Origin of the sequence: Haemophilus sputorum CCUG 13788 (assembly GCF_000238795.1) — a bacterium.
GTDB lineage: Bacteria > Pseudomonadota > Gammaproteobacteria > Enterobacterales > Pasteurellaceae > Haemophilus_A > Haemophilus_A sputorum.
This window is the reverse complement of the sequence record NZ_AFNK01000037.1, coordinates 1-20,954: the sequence shown is the minus strand read 5'-3', so window position 1 is coordinate 20,954 and position 20,954 is coordinate 1. Positions and strand designations below refer to the sequence as shown.

25 protein-coding genes and 4 tRNA genes are annotated in these 20,954 nt (G+C 36.4%); 18 read left to right on the top strand and 11 right to left on the bottom strand.

Translation table 11 applies throughout. The features are described 5' to 3' along the window. Nucleotides 1-10 precede the first annotated feature (10 nt). The 3 genes from dnaQ (at nucleotide 11) to HSP_RS0106295 (ending at nucleotide 1,032) form a co-directional block, all read left to right on the top strand. A complete protein-coding gene (gene dnaQ, locus HSP_RS0106305) occupies nucleotides 11-763 on the top strand; it encodes a DNA polymerase III subunit epsilon (protein WP_007526618.1) in 753 nt (250 codons plus the stop codon). Between the two features lie 100 nt (nucleotides 764-863). After that, nucleotides 864-940, top strand: a tRNA-Asp gene (locus HSP_RS0106300). Nucleotides 941-955: 15 nt separating this feature from the next. After that, nucleotides 956-1,032, top strand: a tRNA-Asp gene (locus tag HSP_RS0106295). A 68-nt stretch (nucleotides 1,033-1,100) separates the two neighbouring features. Here HSP_RS0106295 and HSP_RS0106290 read toward each other — a convergent pair. Continuing rightward, nucleotides 1,101-1,496, bottom strand: a complete 396-nt coding sequence (locus tag HSP_RS0106290) for a SufE family protein (RefSeq protein ID WP_007526593.1) — start codon at nucleotides 1,494-1,496, stop codon at nucleotides 1,101-1,103. Between the two features lie 119 nt (nucleotides 1,497-1,615). Here HSP_RS0106290 and clpP point away from each other — a divergent pair, with 119 nt between their 5' ends. Both clpP and clpX read left to right on the top strand, forming a co-directional pair. After that, nucleotides 1,616-2,209 (top strand): ATP-dependent Clp endopeptidase proteolytic subunit ClpP, encoded by a 594-nt coding sequence (gene clpP / locus HSP_RS0106285; protein WP_007526605.1) that lies wholly within the window; start codon nucleotides 1,616-1,618, stop codon nucleotides 2,207-2,209. Next, nucleotides 2,209-3,453 (top strand): ATP-dependent protease ATP-binding subunit ClpX, encoded by a 1,245-nt coding sequence (gene clpX / locus HSP_RS0106280; protein ID WP_007526602.1) that lies wholly within the window; start codon nucleotides 2,209-2,211, stop codon nucleotides 3,451-3,453. The genes clpP and clpX overlap by 1 nt, the downstream gene beginning before the upstream one ends. 82 nt (nucleotides 3,454-3,535) lie before the next feature. Here clpX and HSP_RS0106275 read toward each other — a convergent pair whose 3' ends face one another. The 6 genes from HSP_RS0106275 to glpE all read right to left on the bottom strand — a co-directional run bounded on the left by HSP_RS0106275 (nucleotide 3,536) and on the right by glpE (nucleotide 7,463). After that, a complete protein-coding gene (locus tag HSP_RS0106275) occupies nucleotides 3,536-3,955 on the bottom strand; it encodes a hypothetical protein (RefSeq protein ID WP_007526594.1) in 420 nt (139 codons plus the stop codon). Beyond that, entirely contained in the window at nucleotides 3,955-4,380 is a 426-nt protein-coding gene (locus HSP_RS0106270; protein WP_029495237.1) for a YidB family protein, read from the bottom strand. Before HSP_RS0106270 ends, HSP_RS0106275 begins: the two co-directional genes overlap by 1 nt. 110 nt (nucleotides 4,381-4,490) lie before the next feature. Next, complete coding sequence (gene kdsB / locus HSP_RS0106265; protein ID WP_007526580.1) at nucleotides 4,491-5,246, bottom strand: 3-deoxy-manno-octulosonate cytidylyltransferase; 756 nt, start codon at nucleotides 5,244-5,246, stop codon at nucleotides 4,491-4,493. 1 nt (nucleotide 5,247) lies between these two features. Continuing rightward, nucleotides 5,248-6,201, bottom strand: a complete 954-nt coding sequence (gene trxB, locus HSP_RS0106260) for a thioredoxin-disulfide reductase (protein WP_007526589.1) — start codon at nucleotides 6,199-6,201, stop codon at nucleotides 5,248-5,250. Nucleotides 6,202-6,249: 48 nt separating this feature from the next. Continuing rightward, nucleotides 6,250-7,095 carry a co-chaperone YbbN gene (locus HSP_RS0106255; RefSeq protein WP_007526624.1) on the bottom strand — a complete coding sequence of 282 codons (846 nt, stop codon included), beginning with the start codon at nucleotides 7,093-7,095 and terminating at the stop codon, nucleotides 6,250-6,252. Nucleotides 7,096-7,130: 35 nt separating this feature from the next. Further along, nucleotides 7,131-7,463 (bottom strand): thiosulfate sulfurtransferase GlpE, encoded by a 333-nt coding sequence (glpE, locus tag HSP_RS0106250; protein WP_007526595.1) that lies wholly within the window; start codon nucleotides 7,461-7,463, stop codon nucleotides 7,131-7,133. A gap of 150 nt (nucleotides 7,464-7,613) precedes the next feature. Here glpE and exbB point away from each other — a divergent pair, with 150 nt between their 5' ends. The 7 genes from exbB (at nucleotide 7,614) to HSP_RS0106215 (ending at nucleotide 12,761) form a co-directional block, all read left to right on the top strand. Next, entirely contained in the window at nucleotides 7,614-8,063 is a 450-nt protein-coding gene (gene exbB, locus HSP_RS0106245) for a TonB-system energizer ExbB (RefSeq protein ID WP_007526620.1), read from the top strand. A 39-nt stretch (nucleotides 8,064-8,102) separates the two neighbouring features. Continuing rightward, complete coding sequence (exbD, locus tag HSP_RS0106240; RefSeq protein WP_007526606.1) at nucleotides 8,103-8,489, top strand: TonB system transport protein ExbD; 387 nt, start codon at nucleotides 8,103-8,105, stop codon at nucleotides 8,487-8,489. Nucleotides 8,490-8,505: 16 nt separating this feature from the next. Next, nucleotides 8,506-9,429, top strand: coding sequence for an energy transducer TonB family protein (locus HSP_RS0106235; protein ID WP_007526622.1), 924 nt, complete (start codon nucleotides 8,506-8,508; stop codon nucleotides 9,427-9,429). Between the two features lie 108 nt (nucleotides 9,430-9,537). After that, nucleotides 9,538-9,867: a YbaB/EbfC family nucleoid-associated protein gene (locus tag HSP_RS0106230; protein WP_007526601.1), complete on the top strand. Its 330-nt coding sequence runs from the start codon at nucleotides 9,538-9,540 to the stop codon at nucleotides 9,865-9,867. A 651-nt stretch (nucleotides 9,868-10,518) separates the two neighbouring features. Then, the gene (locus HSP_RS0106225; protein ID WP_010129411.1) at nucleotides 10,519-10,731 is read left to right on the top strand and encodes a helix-turn-helix transcriptional regulator; all 213 of its coding nucleotides are present in this window, start codon (nucleotides 10,519-10,521) and stop codon (nucleotides 10,729-10,731) included. Further along, a complete protein-coding gene (locus tag HSP_RS0106220) occupies nucleotides 10,724-11,002 on the top strand; it encodes a hypothetical protein (RefSeq protein ID WP_010129410.1) in 279 nt (92 codons plus the stop codon). Before HSP_RS0106225 ends, HSP_RS0106220 begins: the two co-directional genes overlap by 8 nt. Nucleotides 11,003-11,042: 40 nt before the next feature. After that, on the top strand, nucleotides 11,043-12,761 hold the full coding sequence (locus HSP_RS0106215; RefSeq protein WP_005644504.1) for a hypothetical protein: 1,719 nt from the start codon (nucleotides 11,043-11,045) through the stop codon (nucleotides 12,759-12,761). 42 nt (nucleotides 12,762-12,803) lie between these two features. Here HSP_RS0106215 and HSP_RS0106210 read toward each other — a convergent pair whose 3' ends face one another. After that, the gene (locus HSP_RS0106210; protein ID WP_007526598.1) at nucleotides 12,804-13,214 is read right to left on the bottom strand and encodes a hypothetical protein; all 411 of its coding nucleotides are present in this window, start codon (nucleotides 13,212-13,214) and stop codon (nucleotides 12,804-12,806) included. A gap of 405 nt (nucleotides 13,215-13,619) precedes the next feature. Between HSP_RS0106210 and merR the strand changes: the two genes are divergently transcribed. The 5 genes from merR (at nucleotide 13,620) to HSP_RS0106185 (ending at nucleotide 17,122) form a co-directional block, all read left to right on the top strand. Continuing rightward, nucleotides 13,620-14,012, top strand: coding sequence for an Hg(II)-responsive transcriptional regulator (gene merR, locus HSP_RS0106200; RefSeq protein WP_007526597.1), 393 nt, complete (start codon nucleotides 13,620-13,622; stop codon nucleotides 14,010-14,012). A 28-nt stretch (nucleotides 14,013-14,040) separates the two neighbouring features. Next, nucleotides 14,041-15,681 (top strand): mercury(II) reductase, encoded by a 1,641-nt coding sequence (gene merA / locus HSP_RS0106195; protein WP_001031935.1) that lies wholly within the window; start codon nucleotides 14,041-14,043, stop codon nucleotides 15,679-15,681. A 225-nt stretch (nucleotides 15,682-15,906) separates the two neighbouring features. Next, nucleotides 15,907-16,089 (top strand): transposase family protein, encoded by a 183-nt coding sequence (locus HSP_RS11600; protein ID WP_331271023.1) that lies wholly within the window; start codon nucleotides 15,907-15,909, stop codon nucleotides 16,087-16,089. Between the two features lie 9 nt (nucleotides 16,090-16,098). After that, complete coding sequence (locus HSP_RS10940) at nucleotides 16,099-16,830, top strand: ISL3 family transposase (protein WP_255747701.1); 732 nt, start codon at nucleotides 16,099-16,101, stop codon at nucleotides 16,828-16,830. Between the two features lie 109 nt (nucleotides 16,831-16,939). Continuing rightward, nucleotides 16,940-17,122 (top strand): hypothetical protein, encoded by a 183-nt coding sequence (locus tag HSP_RS0106185; RefSeq protein ID WP_007526603.1) that lies wholly within the window; start codon nucleotides 16,940-16,942, stop codon nucleotides 17,120-17,122. Between the two features lie 521 nt (nucleotides 17,123-17,643). Here the strand turns inward: HSP_RS0106185 and HSP_RS0106180 are convergent. From HSP_RS0106180 to gltX, 3 genes are all read right to left on the bottom strand, one after another. Next, a complete protein-coding gene (locus HSP_RS0106180) occupies nucleotides 17,644-18,843 on the bottom strand; it encodes a tyrosine-type recombinase/integrase (RefSeq protein ID WP_007526596.1) in 1,200 nt (399 codons plus the stop codon). Nucleotides 18,844-19,082: 239 nt separating this feature from the next. Beyond that, a tRNA-Ala gene (locus HSP_RS0106175) sits at nucleotides 19,083-19,158 on the bottom strand. Between the two features lie 52 nt (nucleotides 19,159-19,210). Next, nucleotides 19,211-20,650, bottom strand: coding sequence for a glutamate--tRNA ligase (gene gltX / locus HSP_RS0106170; RefSeq protein WP_007526628.1), 1,440 nt, complete (start codon nucleotides 20,648-20,650; stop codon nucleotides 19,211-19,213). A gap of 186 nt (nucleotides 20,651-20,836) precedes the next feature. On the opposite strand from gltX, the gene HSP_RS0106165 reads away from it, so the two are divergent. Next, a tRNA-Val gene (locus HSP_RS0106165) sits at nucleotides 20,837-20,912 on the top strand. Nucleotides 20,913-20,954 lie beyond the last annotated feature (42 nt).

The window sequence follows — 20,954 nt, the reverse complement described above, 5'->3', positions numbered from 1 at the left end:
AGGCAAAAAAGTGAGTGATGAACAGATAGTCCGTCAAGTGGTACTGGATACCGAAACCACTGGGATGAATATGACGGGGCAGCCACAAATTGGGCATAATATAATTGAGATTGGTGCTGTTGAAGTGATTAATCGCCGTCTGACGGGGCGAACTTTTCACGTGTATATTAAGCCACCACGTGAAGTAGATGAAGAAGCCATTCGTGTTCATGGTATTACCAATGAGTTTTTGCAAGATAAACCAGTTTTTGCCGAAATTGCAGATGATTTCTTGGCTTTTATTAAAGGTGCTGAGTTAATTATTCATAATGCGCCCTTTGACGTAGCGTTTATGGATCAGGAATTCTCGTACCTCAAAGATCCTCCGCCGAAAACAGCAGAAATATGCACTGTAACCGATAGTTTACAGATGGCGCGTAAGATGTACCCAGGTAAGCGAAATAACTTAGATGCACTGTGTGATCGTCTAGGCATTGATAACAGTAAGCGGGTGTTGCACGGAGCTTTACTGGATGCGGAGATTCTAGCTGATGTGTTTTTAATGATGACTGGCGGGCAAATTGCTTTGTTAGTTGATGAAGAAAATGCAACAGCCCAAATTGGCGAAGAAGTTGTGAAAATGAGTTATGATCTCAGCAATGCGGTTGTGTTAAATGCTTCAGATGAAGAACTGAGCGCTCATGAAACTTTTTTAGCCTTGATTGAAAAAAAATCAAAAGGGAACTGTATTTGGTTGCATCAAGCTGCGGAGAATGTGCACTAAAAAAACACCTTTTGTGTTCAAATTAAGCAAAAAAGTTTGAATTTAACAAAAAGCGTTTGACGAAAGATGACGAAATCCGTATTATGCACGCACCAGTTGCGGAGTGGTAGTTCAGCTGGTTAGAATACCTGCCTGTCACGCAGGGGGTCGCGGGTTCGAGTCCCGTCCATTCCGCCAATCTTATTATCGTGTGGAGCGGTAGTTCAGCTGGTTAGAATACCTGCCTGTCACGCAGGGGGTCGCGGGTTCGAGTCCCGTCCGTTCCGCCACTTATTTCATATTATCCTCCTTGGTTAATGGGAAAAGGCCTCTGATTGATTCAGAGGCCTTTTTCTATCTAGGGATTTTGTTTTGCTGTTTGTTGAATTAAGCGTTGAAGTTCAGCGATACCATTTAAGCGCGTGCTAGTAAGATGGTTGGAGATTTTTAGCTCATCAAATAAAGCGGGTAAATTGATGTTAGAAATTGCCTCTGTTGGTGTTTCTAATAGCAAGGTGCGAATAACCATGAGCAAGCCTTGCATCAATCGAGCATCGCTATAAGCTAAAACGGTTCTCGGTGTGATTGTCCAGCTAAACCATAAACGACTTTCACAGCCTTCAATTTCAGCTAAGTTAGCTAACTCTGCTTCACTGGGTTTCGGCAGTAATCGACTTAATTGAATTAACAAGCGGTATCTTTCTTCCCAAGATTTGCAAAGCGCAAATTTTTCTTTAATTTCAGTAAATTGCATACGATATCCTATTAAATGGTAAAAGATTGTAACAATCTGACCGCTTGTTGTTAAGGATTTACTGAAAGTTTGCTAAAATACGCCTGTTTAATCGAATTTAGTCTCAAAAGGAATATCACATGGCATTGATCCCAATGGTGGTAGAACAAACCTCAAAAGGGGAGCGTTCTTACGACATTTATTCTCGCCTTTTAAAAGAGCGAATCATCTTTTTAAACGGTCAGGTAGAAGACCAAATGGCGAACTTAATTGTCGCACAATTACTTTTTTTAGAAGCTGAAGATCCAGAAAAAGATATTTATTTATACATTAACAGTCCAGGCGGTGTGGTAACTGCAGGTTTAGCAATTTATGACACCATGAATTTTATTAAACCTGATGTAGCAACGCTTTGCACCGGTCAAGCTTGTTCAATGGGTGCATTTTTACTTTCTGGTGGCGCAAAAGGTAAACGCTTTGCATTGCCAAATGCGCGTGTAATGATTCACCAACCTTTAGGTGGAGCAAGAGGTCAAGCAACCGATATTGAAATTCACGCTCGTGAAATTTTGAAATTAAAAGAGATGCTTACCCGTAAAATGGCAGAGCATAGTGGTCAGCCATTTGAGAAACTTGCTGCAGATACTGAGCGCGATAACTTTATGTCAGCGACAGAAGCGATGGAATATGGCTTGATTGATAAAGTATTAACCTCTCGTGGGGAGGCTGCATAATGACATTTGAAAAAGAACCACATTGCAGTTTTTGTGGTAAAAAACGTTCTGAAGTTGATCAATTGATCGAAGGCACAGAAGGCTTTATTTGTAACGATTGTATTGACGAATCTTACGCGCTGATTAACGGTCAAGAAGAACCGTTAATTGATGAAGTGCAAGATGAGAAAAAATTCTTCGATAACGTTCCAACGCCGCATGAAATGACGGCGCATTTAAACGATTATGTTATCGGGCAAGAATATGCGAAAAAAGTGCTTTCTGTCGCGGTTTATAACCACTATAAGCGCTTAAAATCAGCATTTAGCAACCACGAAGCAACGAATGGCGTTGAGTTAGGTAAAAGTAATATCTTGTTAATTGGCCCAACAGGTAGTGGTAAAACTTTATTGGCTGAAACTTTAGCACGTCGCTTAAATGTACCATTTGCTGTTGCAGATGCGACAACATTGACTCAAGCTGGTTATGTGGGTGAAGACGTGGAAAACGTTATCCAAAAATTGTTGATGAAATGCGATTTTGATGCAGAACAAGCTGAGCGTGGCATTGTATTTATTGATGAGATCGACAAAATCACGCGTAAATCAGAAAGCGCTTCAATTACCCGCGATGTTTCAGGTGAAGGTGTCCAACAAGCGCTTTTAAAATTGCTTGAAGGCACGGTAGCGAACATTAACCCGCAAGGTTCTCGCAAACATCCTAAAGGCGAAACGATACCAGTAGATACTTCAAAAATTCTCTTTATTTGTGGTGGTGCTTTTGCTGGATTAGATAAAATTGTTGAAAAACGCACGAATAAACAAGGTGGGATCGGGTTTGCAGCAGATCTGAAAAATGATAAAGATCGCCAAGATTTGACCGAGCTTTTCAAACAAGTTGAGCCAGAAGATTTAGTGCATTTTGGTTTAATTCCAGAGCTTATCGGCCGTTTACCGGTTGTTACGCCGTTACAAGAATTAGATGAAGCAGCATTGATTAAAATTCTGACTGAGCCGAAAAATGCAATAATTAAACAGTATCAAGCATTATTCGAAATGGAAAACGTGCAACTTGAATTTAGTGAAGCTGCGCTTATTGCAATTGCTAAAAAAGCGATTGCGCGTAAAACAGGTGCAAGGGGTTTACGTTCGATCGTAGAAGGCTTGTTACTCGATACGATGTACGATCTACCAACATTAAATGCGAAAAAAGTGATGGTGGATGAAGGTTGTGTAACCAATGGCGATAAACCAGTTATTGAGTAATTGACTTCAATAAACGCATAAAAAAGGACTGATTTTGAGTTTTTCAAAGTCAGTCCTTTTATTTTGCATTAAGTAAACGAGCTTAACGATAATGCCCTTTAAATGTATGCCAAGCAACTAAACTAAAGAAACCTGCAAACATAAGTTCAATATAGCCATAGCCTGCGAAGAAACAGAATAGCCACATGGATTGACCTGCAAGGGCATCTAGTTTTTCTGGGAAATTAAGCAGCCAATAAAGCCAAGCGATGAAATAGATAAACTTAGTAATCGCAAATATGCTTGTGAGTAAGGGCGCTTGATTAAATCGATGTGCTCGCCAAAAGTAAACCGCTCCCCAGAGCAAAATTAGAACCTGTCCCATCCATGAGAATACGATAGGATCGGTTTCTGTCAGTACGTTGCTAGTAAAGAATTGGTTTAAGCCTAAAATGGTGACCCAATTATATAAGCTAGCTAACCAAAAGCCTTTTTTAGCGGTAGAGCGGTAAACTTGACACATTATTTAAATAAATTCCCTAGCATGCCTTTTGCAGCTTGTGCAATTAAATCGTTAGTACTGAAATTTTTTAAGTCTGGTAGTTTACCATCTGGTGTGATCATATCGACTAATTTTGGCAAGTATTGTGCCAAAATGTCGCTAGCATCTTTTTCATCTACGCCCACTTCTTGTGCTGCCACAGCCATATTTTCTTGGCCAACGACTTCAGTTACTTGATTAGCAGTAATAGGTTGATTTGGTTCATCTGCGCTGATCCAAGATTTTAATACGCCTTCTAAACCACTTTGTTGGAAACGAGCGATAATGCCTTCAATGCCACCTTGCGATTGCAATAAAGCTTTGATGAGGTTGATAGCCGTAGATTGACTATTGTTGCCGTTGTTTAAAATAGAAGAGGCAACAGAGCCTAAGATATTTCCTAACATAATTTCTCCAATGCGGGATTCCGCTGAAATAAAAATTGAGCGCATAGTGTAATGCGCCCATTGTAACAAAACGTCTAGTTTGCAAAAGATTTTGTAAAAATGACCGCTTGTTATGCGCTTAGAATCGCACGGACTCTTTCTAAATCTTCAGCGGTATCCACACCCACTTGAGGAACTTCTTTGGCTAATTCAAGGTGAATTTTTTCGCCATACCACAATGCGCGCAGTTGCTCTAATGATTCTAGCTGCTCTAGCGTTGTCGGTTGCCAAGCAACATATTGTTTTACAAAGCCTGCACGGTAGGCATAAATGCCAATATGGCGAAGGTAGTTTTGACTCGCAACAAAAGCATCGTCACAATCCGCAAAATGATCACGTGCAAATGGAATGGGCGCACGAGAGAAATAAAGCGCAAAACCATGTTGATCTGTTAAGGTTTTTACTGCATTCGGATTAAAGAGTTCTTCTTTCGTGTTCAGTTTTACCGCAAGCGTTGCCATATTCACTTGGTATTTATCTAAGTTTTCAGCCACTTGCGCCACAATGACTGGTGGAATCAATGGCTCATCGCCTTGTACATTTACAATAATTTCATTATTGGCAATCGCCATTTTTTCGATCACTTCTGCTAAGCGCTCAGTACCAGAATTGTGGGCGGTAGATGTCATGCAAACTTCTGCACCAAAAGCGTGGGCAACTGCTTCAATTTCAGGATGATCTGTGGCGATAATTACGCGGTTAGCGCCTGCTTGCTGGGCTTTTTCCCAAACATGCTGAATCATCGGTTTGCCTGCAATATCAAGCAAAGGCTTACGAGGTAAGCGGCTCGAAGCATAGCGGGCAGGAATAATAACAGTAAAACTCATATTAAGCCTCTTGTGCATCTAAGAAACGTTCAGCATCTAATGCTGCCATACAGCCTGTTCCAGCAGAGGTGATGGCTTGGCGGTAGTTATGATCCATCACATCACCAGCCGCAAATACGCCTTCGACAGAAGTTGCGGTTGCATTGCCTTCTAGACCTGATTTTACTTTAATGTAACCATTATCTAATTCAAGTTGACCTTCAAAAATAGCTGTATTTGGGGCATGTCCGATAGCAACAAAGAAGCCATCCGCTTTGATTTCTTCTTTTTCTCCATTAACGGTGGAGATAACACGTACACCCGTAACACCTGCATTATCGCCTAATACTTCTTCAACAGTTCGGTTGGTATGCAATACGATTTTGCCTTCTTCTACACGTTTTTGTAGGCGACCTAACAAAATTTTCTCTGCACGGAAGCTATCACGACGATGTACTAAATGCACTTCGCTTGCAATGTTCGCTAAGTATAAAGCTTCTTCAACAGCCGTGTTTCCGCCGCCTACCACGACAACAGGTTTATTACGATAGAAAAAGCCATCACAAGTTGCGCAAGCTGAAACGCCTCTGCCTTTGAAAGCTTCTTCTGATGGCAGACCTAAATATTTAGCAGATGCACCAGTGGCAATAATTAGAGCATCACAAGTGAAGGTATTCATATCGCCAGTCAGCGTAAATGGACGTTTAGAGAGATCAACTTTGTTGATATGGTCGAACACAATTTCAGTATTAAATTTTTCGGCATGTTTAAGCATTTTATCCATTAAGCCTGTGCCGGTAGTGTGTTCGTATTCGCCTGGCCAGTTCTCGATTTCATCTGTGGTAGTTAATTGCCCGCCTTGTTGCATACCGGTAACTAATACTGGGTTTAAATTAGCACGCGCGGCATAGACTGCTGCGGTATAACCTGCTGGGCCTGAACCTAAAATCAATAATTTGGCATGTTTGGTTGTCATTGTATTGTCCTTGTTTGTAAAATTCGCTAAAAATTTGACCGCTTGTAATTAATAAAGCAAAGAATAAAGCTGTCTTCTAAATTTCGGTACGATAGCATCGCTGCCTAATGCTGAAAGAATGGCTAAAAATTGACTTTTTACCTCACCATTGCCTGCATTTAAATCACCTTTTAACCATTCAAATAAGAGCGTTAAGGCTTCTTCATTTTTACCGACTTGGTGCAACTGGTTTGCTAGACGTATCGCAATTTCTGGTGTTTTTTTAGTGGCGTAATCGGCTTGTAATTGTTGTAATTCAGGCGACTCAGCGGCTTGTTCTAACAATTCAATTTGTGCTTGAAGCCCTTGCCAGCGAGAATCTCGGTCTTGAATCGGAATTTGGGTTAATACGGCTTTGGCTTCTTCCGTTTTCTTCATCACAATAAATGTTTCTGCATAGAGCAAGGCAAAATCACTATTTTTTTTCTCGCTCAGCTCCCAAGCTGATTTTAATAATGGAAGTGCTTGCTCATAACGTTCATCTTGCAATAATTCTAAGGCACGATTGAATTTGAGTTCTTCTTCTTTCGGTAAAATGTTGGCTAAACGTATGCGTAGCTCTTGCTCACTGAGTTTACCTTGCGCCATATCAATGGGTTGACCGTTTGAAAAAAAGTAGAGCGTAGGTAAGGTTTGCACACGAAATTGCATCGCAAGTTCACGCTGTTCATCGCAATTGACGGTGGCTAATAGAAATTGTTTGGGGTACTCGTCGACTAAGCGTCTGAGCATGGCATCAGTTTCAATAGAAGCAACATCTTGCAAAGAGGTAAAGCTAAATACAACAGGAATCTGCTGGGTGGCTTGCCACACTTCGCTAAAATTTGCTTCGGTAACGTTAACAATATAATCCATTCTCTATACCTTTTATAAATATGTGCCAAATAGGGTTAAGGATATGCGGTTTCAATAGGTAATTCTGCTCGCATCCAACCATCAAATCCACCGGCAAGGCTATAAACTTGTTCGAAACCTTGCTCAACTAAAAATTGTGCGGTATTACGACTAGAATTGCCATGATAGCAACTGACAATGATGGGGTCTTCGTAATCGACCTCATCTAAAAATTGCCCATAACTTTGATTGGTTAAATGAAAAGCCCCTTGTGGGTGGCTATAAGTAAAACGAATATTATCACGAATATCGACTAGCACAGCATTTTCTTCGGTTTGTAACAATTCCCAAGCTTGTTGTGGGCTAATTTCAGTAAAGGTTTCCATCATTATTCTCGCTGAAAAAAAGCGTAATATATCACTAAATCTAAAAGAGAATCTCTATTATTTCAAGTTGAAATTTTTAATGCACCCAGTATAATTACGAACAATTTTCAAATGCGTTATCGCATTTTTTCTTTATTTTCCGTAGAGGACGTTATGGAGCAACTATTTCAATTCTTACAAGCATACATTGACTACATTATTTTAGGCTTATTAGGCTTAATGAGCATTATTTTAGTCTGGAAAATTGTTGAACGAATTTTATTTTATAGCAACTTAAAAGTGGCCGAATATGAGACTCAAGAAGAACTAGAAATTGATCTCACGCGTAACTTAACCACAATTTCAACGATTGGGGCAAATGCGCCTTATATCGGCTTATTAGGAACAGTGATCGGGATTTTATTAACTTTCTATGAGTTAGGTCATGCTGGTGGAGAGATTGATGCAGCATCTATCATGGTTCACCTTTCTTTAGCGCTAAAAGCAACGGCAGCAGGTATTTTAGTCGCTATTCCCGCAATGATGTTTTATAGCGGTTTTAACCGTAAAGTAGATGAAAATAAACTCAGATGGCAAGCATTACACGCTCGTAAAGACGCTTAACAAGCGGTCGAATTTTTCAAGAAATTAACGAGGTGTTCAATGAAAAAATTTGATGAAATCAACATTATTCCTTTTATCGATATTATGTTGGTGTTGCTTGCGATTGTGTTGGTAACAGCCTCATTTATCTCGCAAGGTAAGATTCAAGTGAATGTGCCAAAAGCTACCACAACGCAAAATGTGAAAGCGGATGATTTGGCAAAACTCATCACGATTACGGCCGATAATCAGTTCTACTTTAACGATAAGCCAACAGACAAAGAACAATTAACTAATGAGATTCGTACTTGGGATAAAGCCCAGCGTGTTACCTTAAAAGTTGATGGTGCGGTTAGCTTTGAGAAATTTGTTGAGTTAACGGATTTATTGTCTGCTAATGACATTAAAAATGTTGGCATTATTACACGTAAAGATAATGGCAAATAGCAAATAGGATGAGAGAATGGATAAAACAAATTCTCGGATTGGTTTAGCAACCTCCATCATCCTACATGCGATGGCGGTCGCTTTATTTTGGTTTTTGAGTTTGCGTTTAACTGACACGAAACCAGTTGTTGAAGAAGAAGTTTCCAGTATTTCGATGGAAATGATGGCTGCTCTTGCTGAACAACCTGAGGTGGCAGTGACAACAGAACCGACTCCAGAGGAAAAAGCACCAGAGAAAGCTCCAGAGCCAGAAGAGGTCATTGAAGAGCCAAAACCAGAACCGGTTGAAGAGGCTATTCCTGAGCCAAAAGTTGTGCCAAAACCACCAGAAAAACCGAAAGAAAAACCAAAAGAAAAACCACCGGAAAAACCAAAAGAGAAACCGAAACCGCCTGAAAAGCCGAAAGAAAAACCAAAAGAGAAGCCAAAAGTAGAAAAACCAGTTAAAGCAATAGAAACCGGTCCAGAAGTAAAACAAGGGATTGTCGCTAAGGCTGCACCAAATGTAGTACAAGGGAAAGAAGCCAAAGAGGGAATTGCTAATGGTAATCCACTTGGCAAAGGGAATATTGGTAGTGCAAATGGCTCACCAAATGGCAATGCGGCAAGTGGCAACGGTAATGGCAGCGGTAATAAGGCTGGAGGCGCATCAAGCAGTGATATAAATGCGTACCGAGCAACTTTACAGCGTGCGATTCAGCGCCGAGCAAATAATACCTATCCAAAACGTGAAAAAATGATGCGTAAGATGGGAACGGCAACCGTAAGCTTTAATTTATCGCCGAGCGGTCAAATTAGTGGCGTGCGAGTGCTAAATAGCTCAGGCAACGAAAGTTTAGACGGTGCTGCAGTTAAAGCCGTAGAAAGTACCAGTGTAGAAGCACCACCAGCGGGCTTCCCATCACAGGTTACCGTGCCAGTAAAATTCTCAGTTGAGTAACGTACAAGCGGGTCAATTTTGCAAAAAAAATGCAAAATCCTACCGCTTGCCTAATCAAAGACGGTTCAGTAAAATGAGCCGTCTTTTAATTTTTATGAGGAACATCAGATGTTTGGAAAAGGTGGTTTAGGCAACCTAATGAAACAAGCGCAACAAATGCAAGAGCGTATGCAAAAAATGCAAGAAGAGATTGCGCAACTGGAAGTCATTGGCGAATCAGGTGCAGGCTTAGTAAAAGTAACGATCAATGGCGCACACAACTGTCGCCGTATTGAAATCGATCCATCATTGATGGAAGATGATAAAGAGATGGTTGAAGATTTAGTCGCTGCAGCATTTAATGATGCTGTACGCCGTGCAGAAGAATTACAGAAAGAAAAAATGGCAAGCGTTACTGCTGGTATGCCATTACCACCGGGAATGAAATTCCCATTCTAATCAGTAATAATGAATAAGCCTTGAAGTGAGCTTCAGGGCTTTTTTATTGAATCATAAAGACTTTGCTGAATTTCAGAAAAGAAAAAGCCTCGAATCAATGATTCAAGGCTTCTGTTTTATTTGGTGGGATAATCTCACTTGAACTAGTAATATAAGTCTTTTATTTATAATAACTTTATTTGTTGGGATTGTATTCGGTGTTACTATTGGTGTTACTAAAAAATGAAGTGATAGATTATCTATAATAATTAAAGCACTGGTATGCTACCTTGTGAGTTAATGGTAGCACAACAATAGGAAAATATCTAAAAAAGTAAAATAGTATTATTCGACTATTTTTTAGACAGAAATTTTTAAAAATTTTCTTAATGAAAACATTAGTTATATATGAGAATGAATAAGATAAGTTTCCTATGTTGGAAAGCAGAAAATTTGTTCAAAAAATGCTTGCAAGCAATCTGGAGGAAGTATAGGATGGTCTCAAGTTGATTTTAGTTAGACCATACAACAGTAAGGATTTCTTATTAATATATGAAATAGAGGCTATACGCCTTATCAAAAGTGATATTACAGATCATTTTTTTAAACGCAATAATATAAGGGTATTACTAACTAAAGAGTAATACCCTTTTTATATATAGGGGTTTTACCATGGATAGAATAATCAGGGTAAAAGAATTTTTAACGATATTAGGAATATCTAAAAGTACATTCTACACTTGGCAGGATAAAAGTTCTGCTTATTATAAGCCTAATTTTCCCAAAAAAGTTAGCCTAGGAGCTAACTCCGTAGGCTACTTTGAATCTGATGTAAATCGGTACTTAAACAACATTAAAAACCTAAATGAGGTGATCTATGCTTAAAACAGTAGATGATAAGATTTTTTCAATTATTAATAGGAAATTGCCATTAGAGAAACGTTTTAAGAAGTTAACTAGCAATGCTAGAAATGTCTTATACACATTAATCATAAAAAGTAAAAATGAAAATAAAGAAATAACGTTAACTACTTTCAACTCGGAATCTGTTTTTAACTTAAAAAGAGATTTATTCATTAAAGCTATAAATGAATTGATAAAAGTAGATTATTTAAAAAGAACTGAAATAGATAATATCTATATGCTAAAAATTTAAATCCAAGCCACTATTTAGTGGCTTTTTTATGGAGATTATTATGAAGAAAGAAAATGTAAGTTTTCCAGATAAATGGAAGGGATGGAGATTAAAAAATAATGAGATTGATTACAATGTAGATGATAATAACTATCTACTTTCTAGGCGTAACTATTTACTAGATAAAGTAGATGATAGCAGTTACAAACTTAAGAATAGCATAGATAGCTATTCAAATAGGCAAGTCTTAGCTTGGGGTTGCGGCTCAGGGAAAACCACAAATTTAAAGGTTCTTTGTGCTAATACTGATAAGTCTACTTTGATTATTGTAAAAACAAATGAAGAAATTAAAAGGCTTGTATTTGATGTTAAAGCATTAAATCCTAAACAGTCCATTTGTGGAATTTATAAAGGAAGCGATACATTAAAAGAATTAGAATGTAATATTTATGCTTTGTCAAAATATAGAATAGTAGTAACTAATAACTGGAGGGCTTTATATGAATCAAGCAATATATTTATTAACTATGATGATCCCATAAAGAAAGAGATAACAAAGAGAGAATTAGTTATCTTTGATGAATTCCAGACCCCTTATACGGATATAGTAGTAAAACATGAGAAATTATTAGTAGAACTTTATAAGAGAGAGTTGATATACGGAAAAGAGATAAGGCTAAATAAGGAGACAATTAAGAATATAATAAATTTTGACAAAAATATATTTAATGAATTATTTAATGATTTACCTGATATAAAAAATGAAAAACTATATCATGAAAGAGTTAGCTGGCTATTCAATAAACTTATAGTATCTTTAGGAGATCTATCTAATACAGATATATCATCAGATATTATCATACACCAAGATATTAATGACTTTATAGATGAAGATACAAAATTAATTATTTTAGATGCCACAGCAGAATTTTTATTTGAAGGTAGTAATAATTGGAATATAGAAAGATATAATCAAAGTAAAGTAGTTATAAATAATAATATTTATTATGATACATTGTTATCAACACGAAGGACAAGAAAAAGTAATGAGAAACATAAAAAAGATATTGTTGAAGACATAAGAAAACTTGAGAAATATATTTCTATGAATAATGGAAATAAACATCTTGTTATTACATGGAATAATACATTTCATATAGAGAATCTACCTAACTTCATTAAAGAAAATATTAGTAAAGATTTGCGAGATAAATATGAGGTTATTCATTATAATTCAGGAAAGTGTAGAGCTACAAATGAGTATATAAAATATGATTCAATAATATTTTTTGGTGAGTGGTTTAATAATTCATTTCATGCAGAGAGACTTTCTGAAGTATTAAATACTAAAATAGAATCTAAAGATCTAGTAAAATCAGAAATAGTTCAAGCAATTTTTAGAACTCAAGCAAGAATAGGAAAGTCAGTATCTATCGCATTTTTTTACAATTATAATGAGAAATTATTGGATGGATACGATTCATTTGAAGAAAGTATTAATAGTATATTGAATATAGAAGATAATGATTTTAAAAGAATGGTTAAAATGAGAAGAATATTAAATATAATGGAAAATGAATTGAATAAGAATACACTAAAAAAAGTAAAAAACTTCATTCGTAAAATGAATATTTTAGATTTAAAAAATGAAATTATGGAAATTAAAACCAGCCTTAAAGAATTAAATGATATTGTTGATCATAAATTTAAATCTAGGAGAGATGTTATACCACTTCAAAATGCTCTCATGGAATACCTTAATATAAATTTAACTTTATAAAATAAAAGCCTAATAGGGAGTTAATCTATTAGGCTTTATTTTTTATTGAATAGTTACATAAAAATCTTTTCCATTATCACTACTTTCAATTTTATAACGTATAGGTGCTTTTATGCCACTGTTATATTGATTTCTATAAACTTCTATTGCTTGTTCATGTTCTCTAACCATTTTATCTAACTGTTCTTTAGTTTCAGATAAATATTTATCCCTTTCTTGTTGATAATAAATTTTTACTCTATTAATATCTTGAGGGTAAGATTCTTCTAAAATCCTAAGATTATCTTCAATATTCTTAACCTTATCATCCCTTTCTTGATTGAATCTATTTTTATGATGATTGTAATTATTAGAAAGTTCCTTTTTGTTACGTTCTAAAGACTCAGACACTTCTTTATCACTTGCTCCTGCTCTTTTATAGTTTTTAGCATCTAATTCGATTTGGCTAGACATTCTTTTATAATGATTTTCATTTTCTAGTAATTTTTGTTCCGAATCAGAAATAGCTTTATTTTTATCTGAAGAAGACTGTTCTTTTTACTAGAATATTTATTTTCTAATTCAGATAGCTGCTCTTTTTCTCTTTTATCCATTTTTAATGAAAATTCATTAAATGCATTTTTTAGCATTATTTCTTTTTTTGGGTCTTCGGAATATATAATGGAATTACTTTCTTAATAGTTTAAAAACAACTGGTGTTTAAATTGGATTTTCTGGTGGGATGTTAGGATAATCAATAGTATTATATAAAAGTATCAATCACATACGAGTGATACTTTGGGAAAAAAATAAAATAGTCCAATTTACTTGACCGTGTACTATGGTACATGGTTTATAATATTCAGGGGGTGAAATAAGATGATTTATCGCATTAGTGAGTTTGCAGATAAATGTGGAGTTAATAAAGAAACGATCAGATATTACGAGCGAAAAAATTTATTACAAGAACCTCACCGAACGGAAGCTGGTTATCGGATATATTCATATGATGACGTTAAGCGTGTTGGGTTTATTAAACGAATACAGGAACTTGGTTTCTCTTTAAGCGAGATTTATAAATTACTTGGTGTTGTAGATAAAGATGAAGTTCGTTGTCAAGATATGTTCGAATTTGTTTCTAAAAAACAAAAGGAAGTGCAAAAACAAATAGAGGATTTAAAACGAATTGAAACTATGTTAGACGACTTAAAACAACGATGTCCAGCTGAAAAGCAATTACATTCGTGTCCAATAATAGAAACATTAACATGAGAGATTAATTAACGAAAGGAGCTTTTTTATGAATAAATTTAAGGTAAACATTTCAGGAATGACCTGTACGGGTTGTGAAAAACACGTAGAATCAGCACTTGAAAAGATAGGTGCTAAAAATATTGAGTCTAGTTATCGTCGTGGTGAAGCAGTATTTGAACTGCCCGATGATATTGAGGTTGAAAGTGCAATAAAGGCGATTGATGAAGCAAATTACCAAGCCGGAGAAATTGAAGAAGTATCATCACTAGAAAACGTGGCGTTAATTAATGAAGACAATTATGACCTTCTTATTATTGGTTCTGGTGCTGCTGCCTTTTCTTCGGCAATTAAAGCTATAGAATACGGTGCAAAAGTTGGAATGATTGAGCGTGGAACGGTTGGGGGAACCTGTGTGAATATTGGCTGTGTTCCGTCAAAAACTCTTCTTAGGGCAGGGGAAATCAATCATTTATCAAAAGACAATCCGTTTATAGGTTTACAAACATCCGCTGGAGAAGTGGATTTAGCTAGTTTAATCACGCAAAAGGATAAATTGGTGAGCGAACTTCGGAATCAAAAATATATGGATTTAATTGATGAATATAATTTTGATTTAATTAAAGGTGAAGCAAAATTCGTTGATGCTAGTACGGTTGAGGTCAATGGGGCAAAGTTATCTGCAAAACGCTTTTTAATTGCAACAGGTGCATCGCCTTCGTTGCCCCAAATTTCAGGACTTGAAAAAATGGACTATTTAACTAGTACAACACTTCTTGAGTTAAAGAAAATACCAAAACGATTAACTGTAATTGGTTCAGGATACATTGGAATGGAGCTTGGACAACTATTTCATCATTTAGGTTCAGAAATAACGCTTATGCAAAGAAGTGAGCGACTTTTAAAGGAGTATGATCCTGAGATTTCAGAGTCAGTTGAAAAAGCGTTAATTGAACAGGGTATAAACCTTGTCAAAGGGGCAACTTTTGAGCGTGTTGAACAAAGTGGAGAGATAAAAAGGGTTTACGTAACAGTAAATGGCAGTAGAGAAGTCATTGAATCAGATCAGTTACTTGTTGCCACTGGAAGAAAACCAAATACGGATTCTTTAAATTTAAGTGCAGCAGGTGTTGAAACTGGAAAAAATAATGAAATCCTGATCAATGATTTTGGTCAAACAAGTAATGAAAAGATTTATGCAGCAGGAGATGTGACTTTAGGACCACAATTTGTATATGTAGCAGCCTATGAAGGTGGAATTATTACTGATAATGCTATTGGTGGATTAAACAAAAAAATAGATTTATCGGTAGTTCCTGCTGTTACGTTTACGAATCCGACGGTTGCAACGGTTGGTTTAACAGAAGAACAAGCAAAAGAGAAAGGGTATGATGTGAAGACATCTGTATTACCTTTAGATGCTGTTCCAAGAGCAATTGTAAACCGTGAAACAACCGGTGTATTTAAACTAGTAGCAGATGCAGAAACACTAAAAGTATTAGGGGTTCATATTGTATCTGAAAATGCAGGAGATGTCATCTATGCAGCATCATTAGCTGTTAAATTTGGCTTAACGATAGAAGATTTAACAGAAACCCTAGCACCATATTTAACAATGGCTGAAGGGCTAAAATTAGTTGCACTTACGTTCGATAAAGATATTTCGAAATTATCTTGTTGTGCAGGCTAAGGGAACTTTTTTACAACTCCCTATTCAAGTGAACCAGCTAATGCTTTAAGGGATTTTCTAAGTGCATTTGTGGTCACAAAAATAATTTAACACTGATGATTTCGACATCAAATCTATAATTGATACCTTAACACCGCAGAGTAATAAAGGATGAATAATATGTCAGACTTATTATCCCTACCAGACATTAAAACAATAGAACCGCCACAATAAAATGAAACCGATATGATGTTTAAAGTTGAAGCAGTCGGACCACCTGAACGTTGTCCTGAATGTGGTTTTGACAAGTTGTACAAACACAGTTCAAGAAATCAACTAATTATGGATTTGCCCATTCGTTTAAAGCGAGTGGGCTTACAATTGAACCGTAGACGATACAAGTGTCGTGAATGCGGATCTACCTTCTAGGAACGCCTAATATCTGTAGATGAAAAGCGTAGTATGACCAAAAGGCTTTTAAAGTCCATTCAAGAGCAATCCATGTCTAAGACCTTTGTAGAAGTCGCAGAAAGCGTTGGTGTTGACGAGAAAACCATTAGGAACGTTTTTAAGGACTATGTGGCACTCAAAGAACGTGAATACCAGTTTGAAACTCCTAAGTGGCTTGGGATAGACGAGATACATATTATCCGTAGACCTCGGCTTGTATTGACTAATATTGAACGCAGGACTATTTATGACATCAAGCCTAACCGTAACAAGGAAACAGTCATCCAACGTCTTTCAGAAATCAGTGACAGGACTTACATTGAGTACGTCACAATGGATATGTGGAAGCCCTACAAAGACGCAGTGAACACTATCCTTCCACACGCTAAAGTTGTCGTAGATAAGTTTCATGTAGTTAGAATGGCTAATCAAGCCTTAGATAACGTCAGAAAGTCTTTGAAAGCCCATATGAGCCAAAAAGAAAGACGTACCCTTATGCGTGAAAGGTTTATCCTTCTAAAGCGTAAACACGATCTAAATGAACGTGAATCATTCCTCTTAGATACTTGGTTAGGTAATCTTCCTGCTTTAAAAGAAGCCTATGAACTCAAAGAAGAGTTTTACTGGATATGGGATACTCCTGATCCAGATGAAGGTCATCTTCGTTATAGTCAATGGAGACACCGTTGTATGTCCAGCAACTCTATATGCAAAAATTGAACGTGGAGAAACTAAGCTCAATCTTCATAAATTGGAGCAAATTGCCAATATCTTTAATATTGATGTTTTAGAACTAATCAAAAATGATGATAAGAATGTACTGTTCTTCATGAATGATCATAACACTAACTACTACGGTTCAAATGAGAATTTGACATCAGAAATCGATCGATTAAAACTAACTATTTCGCATAAAGATGAGCTATTGAAACAAAGAGATCTAGTGATTGAACAAAAAGATAGCGAGATTTCAGCATTGAAAGAGATTATTTCTTTGCTTAAATCGAAATAGACACTATCTATAATATACTTATTTTATCTAAATTATTTAACTATCAGAAAACGCTGTATAACCTATCTAAATCACTGCTAGCAGCATTATTTAGGGATAGATGAATTACCCTACGTGTTTTTTATCTTTCCTGCCATAAGCGTCTCTCGCATTATATTGACTATATATTCTATATCTAAGTGATTTCCTATTTTTAAGATCCCATATTATTAGAATTCTATTAATTAATAAAAATTATAGATCAAGGGCTGATGATTCTCATCATCAGCCTTAGCTCTCTATATAGATCTATAATGATAATCTTCTTCAAAAATAAACGTAGCTAAGAGATCTTAATATATAGTAAAAGCTACAATTTGTATTTGTAGCTTTTACATAGGTAAGTAATCATATCTATCAAGATAGATACTCATTAAGTGTTTTTAACTAATTTATAAATAAATTTAGTTGTTTTTTTTATTATTAATAGAGGCAGGTCAAAAAAAAACAACTCCGTTTAATGGTAATTTCTCCTAAAAAATTTAAGATTGAGAACATTTCTCAATATAATCTCCCCACATTTGCATAATATCCCTTCTTTTCTCCAAATAATTAGCATGATTATAAGCTAGGCTAACTTGGCTTCCTGTTTTATGTGCTAGACAAGCTTCAGCATGCTCATGTTGAACGCCTTGTTCTGCTAAAAAAGTTCTAGCCAATCCCCTTAATCCGTGTGCAGTCTGTTTATCTTTGTAACCCATCCTTTTTAGTGCCATATTAACAGTAGATGAACTCATTGCTTTCTTTAAATCACTTCTATGAGTAAACAAATATTTATTATGACCCGTCATTGGTCTTAGCTGTTCTATCAAAGCCATTACTTGGGATGATAATGGTACTGTATGTAGAAACCTCACTTTCATTCTTTCAGCAGGAATATTCCATTCTTTTTTATCAAAATCAAATTCGCTCCATGAAGCGTTACTTGCTTCATTAGGTCTAACCATTGTTAATAATTGAAATAAGATTAATAATTGAGTTTTCTTTTCAATCTTAGCACTATGTATTGATTTTATAAGGGTAGGAATTTCTTCAATACTTACTCTAGGGTTATTTCTTTGACGAACAGACTTGAATGTAGAGCTAATTTTTAGGCAAGTATTACTTTCAATTAACCCACTATTAACCGCAAAATTTAAGATTTCATTTAGATGACCGCATAGTCTATGAACCATATCTGGAGATCCATTTTCCTCCACTTTCTTTAACATTTGGACTACTAAAGAAGGCTTAATTTCTTTAATAGAATATCGACCTATCAAAGGAAAAAGATGAAGCTCTAAGTTTCGCCAATATTTATTGATCGTTTTCTCTTCAACTTCTGAACTTTTTTTCTCTTTCCAAAGTTCTGCAACTTTCTCAAAGGAACTTTGAGTATCCATAAGCTGCTTTCTTTCTAGTTCTTCTCTATGTTTTTTAGGATCAATTTGTTGAGCTAATAATTTACGACAGTCATCTCTTAACATTCTAGCTTCAGCTAAGCTAACTATCGGATATGTACCTAGCCCTAAATTAGTCCTTGTACCAAGAATAGGTCGTATATAATTAAATAGCCATAATTTAGAGCCGTTAGGCTTAATTCTTAATAAAAGCCCATAACCATCACATAAGCTATACTCTTTTTCTTTTGGCTTAGCTTTTTTTATCTCCGTATCTGTTAAGGGAGTTGTTCTTCTTGCCATTAGATACCTCCAAAATGAAGTAACACTAAAAACTTTATAAATTTATTTTATAAATCATAAAGTTATAATTAATTTAGTAACACTATATGATCCTATCATAGCATGGTGTTACTATTAGTGTTACTAGAATTTGTGGATTTGGTTGGTTTCTATCGGACTTGTTAGAACAACAAAAAAGCCTTGATATGCTATATATCAAGGCTTTATCGGACTATATCATACTATATAAAATTAGAATTTGGTGGAGATAATCGGGATCGAACCGACGACCTCTTGAATGCCATTCAAGCGCTCTCCCAACTGAGCTATATCCCCGTGACGCCTATCATAAATAGCATCAGAAAAGGTGTCAAGCCGAAATCTTTATTTAGGCTTGGGCTTGAATGTAGTCGATGGCTTTTTGAACACGAGCAAGTGTACGTTCACGGCCAACAAGCTGAGCAGTAATATCCATTGATGGAGATTGACCAGAACCTGTTACCGCTAAGCGGAATGGCATACCGACTTTACCCATACCGATTTCTAATTCTGCTGCTGTTGCATTCATTGCATCATGAATTGCTTCAACATTCCAATCAGTTAAAGCGGTCAATTTTTCCAATAATTTTGCAAGTGGTGCAACCGCTTCAGGTTTGAAGTTTTTCGCTGCAGCTTTTTCATCATAGGCTTCAAACTCTTGGTAGAAATAACGGCTTGATGCAGCTAATTCTTTTAAAGTTTTTGCACGTTCACTTAATACTGGAATAATAGCTTCTAATGCTGGGCCATTTTTTGTATCAATCCCTTGTGCATCCATATGCCATTGCAGATATTTTGCAACATGTTCTGCGGGTAAACTACGCATGTAATGTTGGTTTAACCATTGCAATTTTTCAGTGTTAAATGCACTAGCAGATTTGCTGACCGAATGAATATCGAATAATTCGATCATCTCTTCACGGCTGAAGATCTCTTGGTCGCCATGCCCCCAACCTAAACGGACTAGGTAGTTAATTAGAGCTTCTGGTAAATAACCGTCATCACGGTATTGCATTACGCTTACTGCACCGTGGCGTTTAGAAAGTTTTTGACCATCATCACCGTTAATCATCGAAACGTGAGCATAAGTTGGAATTGGTGCCCCTAATGCTTTTAAAATGTTGATTTGGCGTGGGGTATTATTGATGTGGTCTTCACCACGTACAACATGTGTAATGCCCATATCCCAATCATCAACCACAACGCAGAAATTGTAAGTTGGTGAGCCATCAGTACGACGAATGATTAAATCATCTAATTCGCTATTGTTGATTTCAATACGTCCGCGCACAGCATCTTCAAATACCACAGAGCCTTCAGTTGGGTTTTTAAAACGTACTACGTGTGGTTCATCTGCAGAATGTGTGTGATCATTTAAGCAGTGACGATCATATTTTGCTTTTTCTTTATTGGCTTCTTGTTCACTACGTAAAGCTTCAAGGCGTTCTTTTGAGCAATAGCAACGATATGCGGTGCCTTCTTCAATCATTTGATCGATCACTTGGTTATAACGATCAAAACGTTTTGTTTGGAAATAAGGACCATGTTCCCATTCAAGATTTAGCCATTCCATGCCTTCTAAAATTGCTGCAGTTGCTTCAGGCGTTGAGCGCTCTAAATCGGTATCTTCGATACGTAATACGAATTCACCGTTAAAATGTTTAGCGTATAACCAAGAATAAAGCGCTGTTCTCGCGCCACCTACATGAAGGTAACCCGTTGGGCTAGGAGCAAAACGAGTACGCACTTTAACATTTGGATCTAAAGGAAAGAGGGTTTCAATGTTCATATTATTTATTGCCTGTTTTGTAATAATTTAGTTAAACAGCGCTATTTTACTCTTTTTTCAAGCGGTTTTGGCGAATAAAATGATAAAAAAAGCGGAGTTTGGTTGAAAAAAACAACAAATGCGTTGAATTTGAAAAAAAGCGTTTGACGAGCAAGGAAAAATCTCTATAATGCCTCCTCACGACATGGGCGATTAGCTCAGTTGGGAGAGCACCTCCCTTACAAGGAGGGGGTCACTGGTTCGAGACCGGTATCGCCCACCACTTTTTTCCAAAGTGTTCATGTCTGACAATCTAATTTGAAAA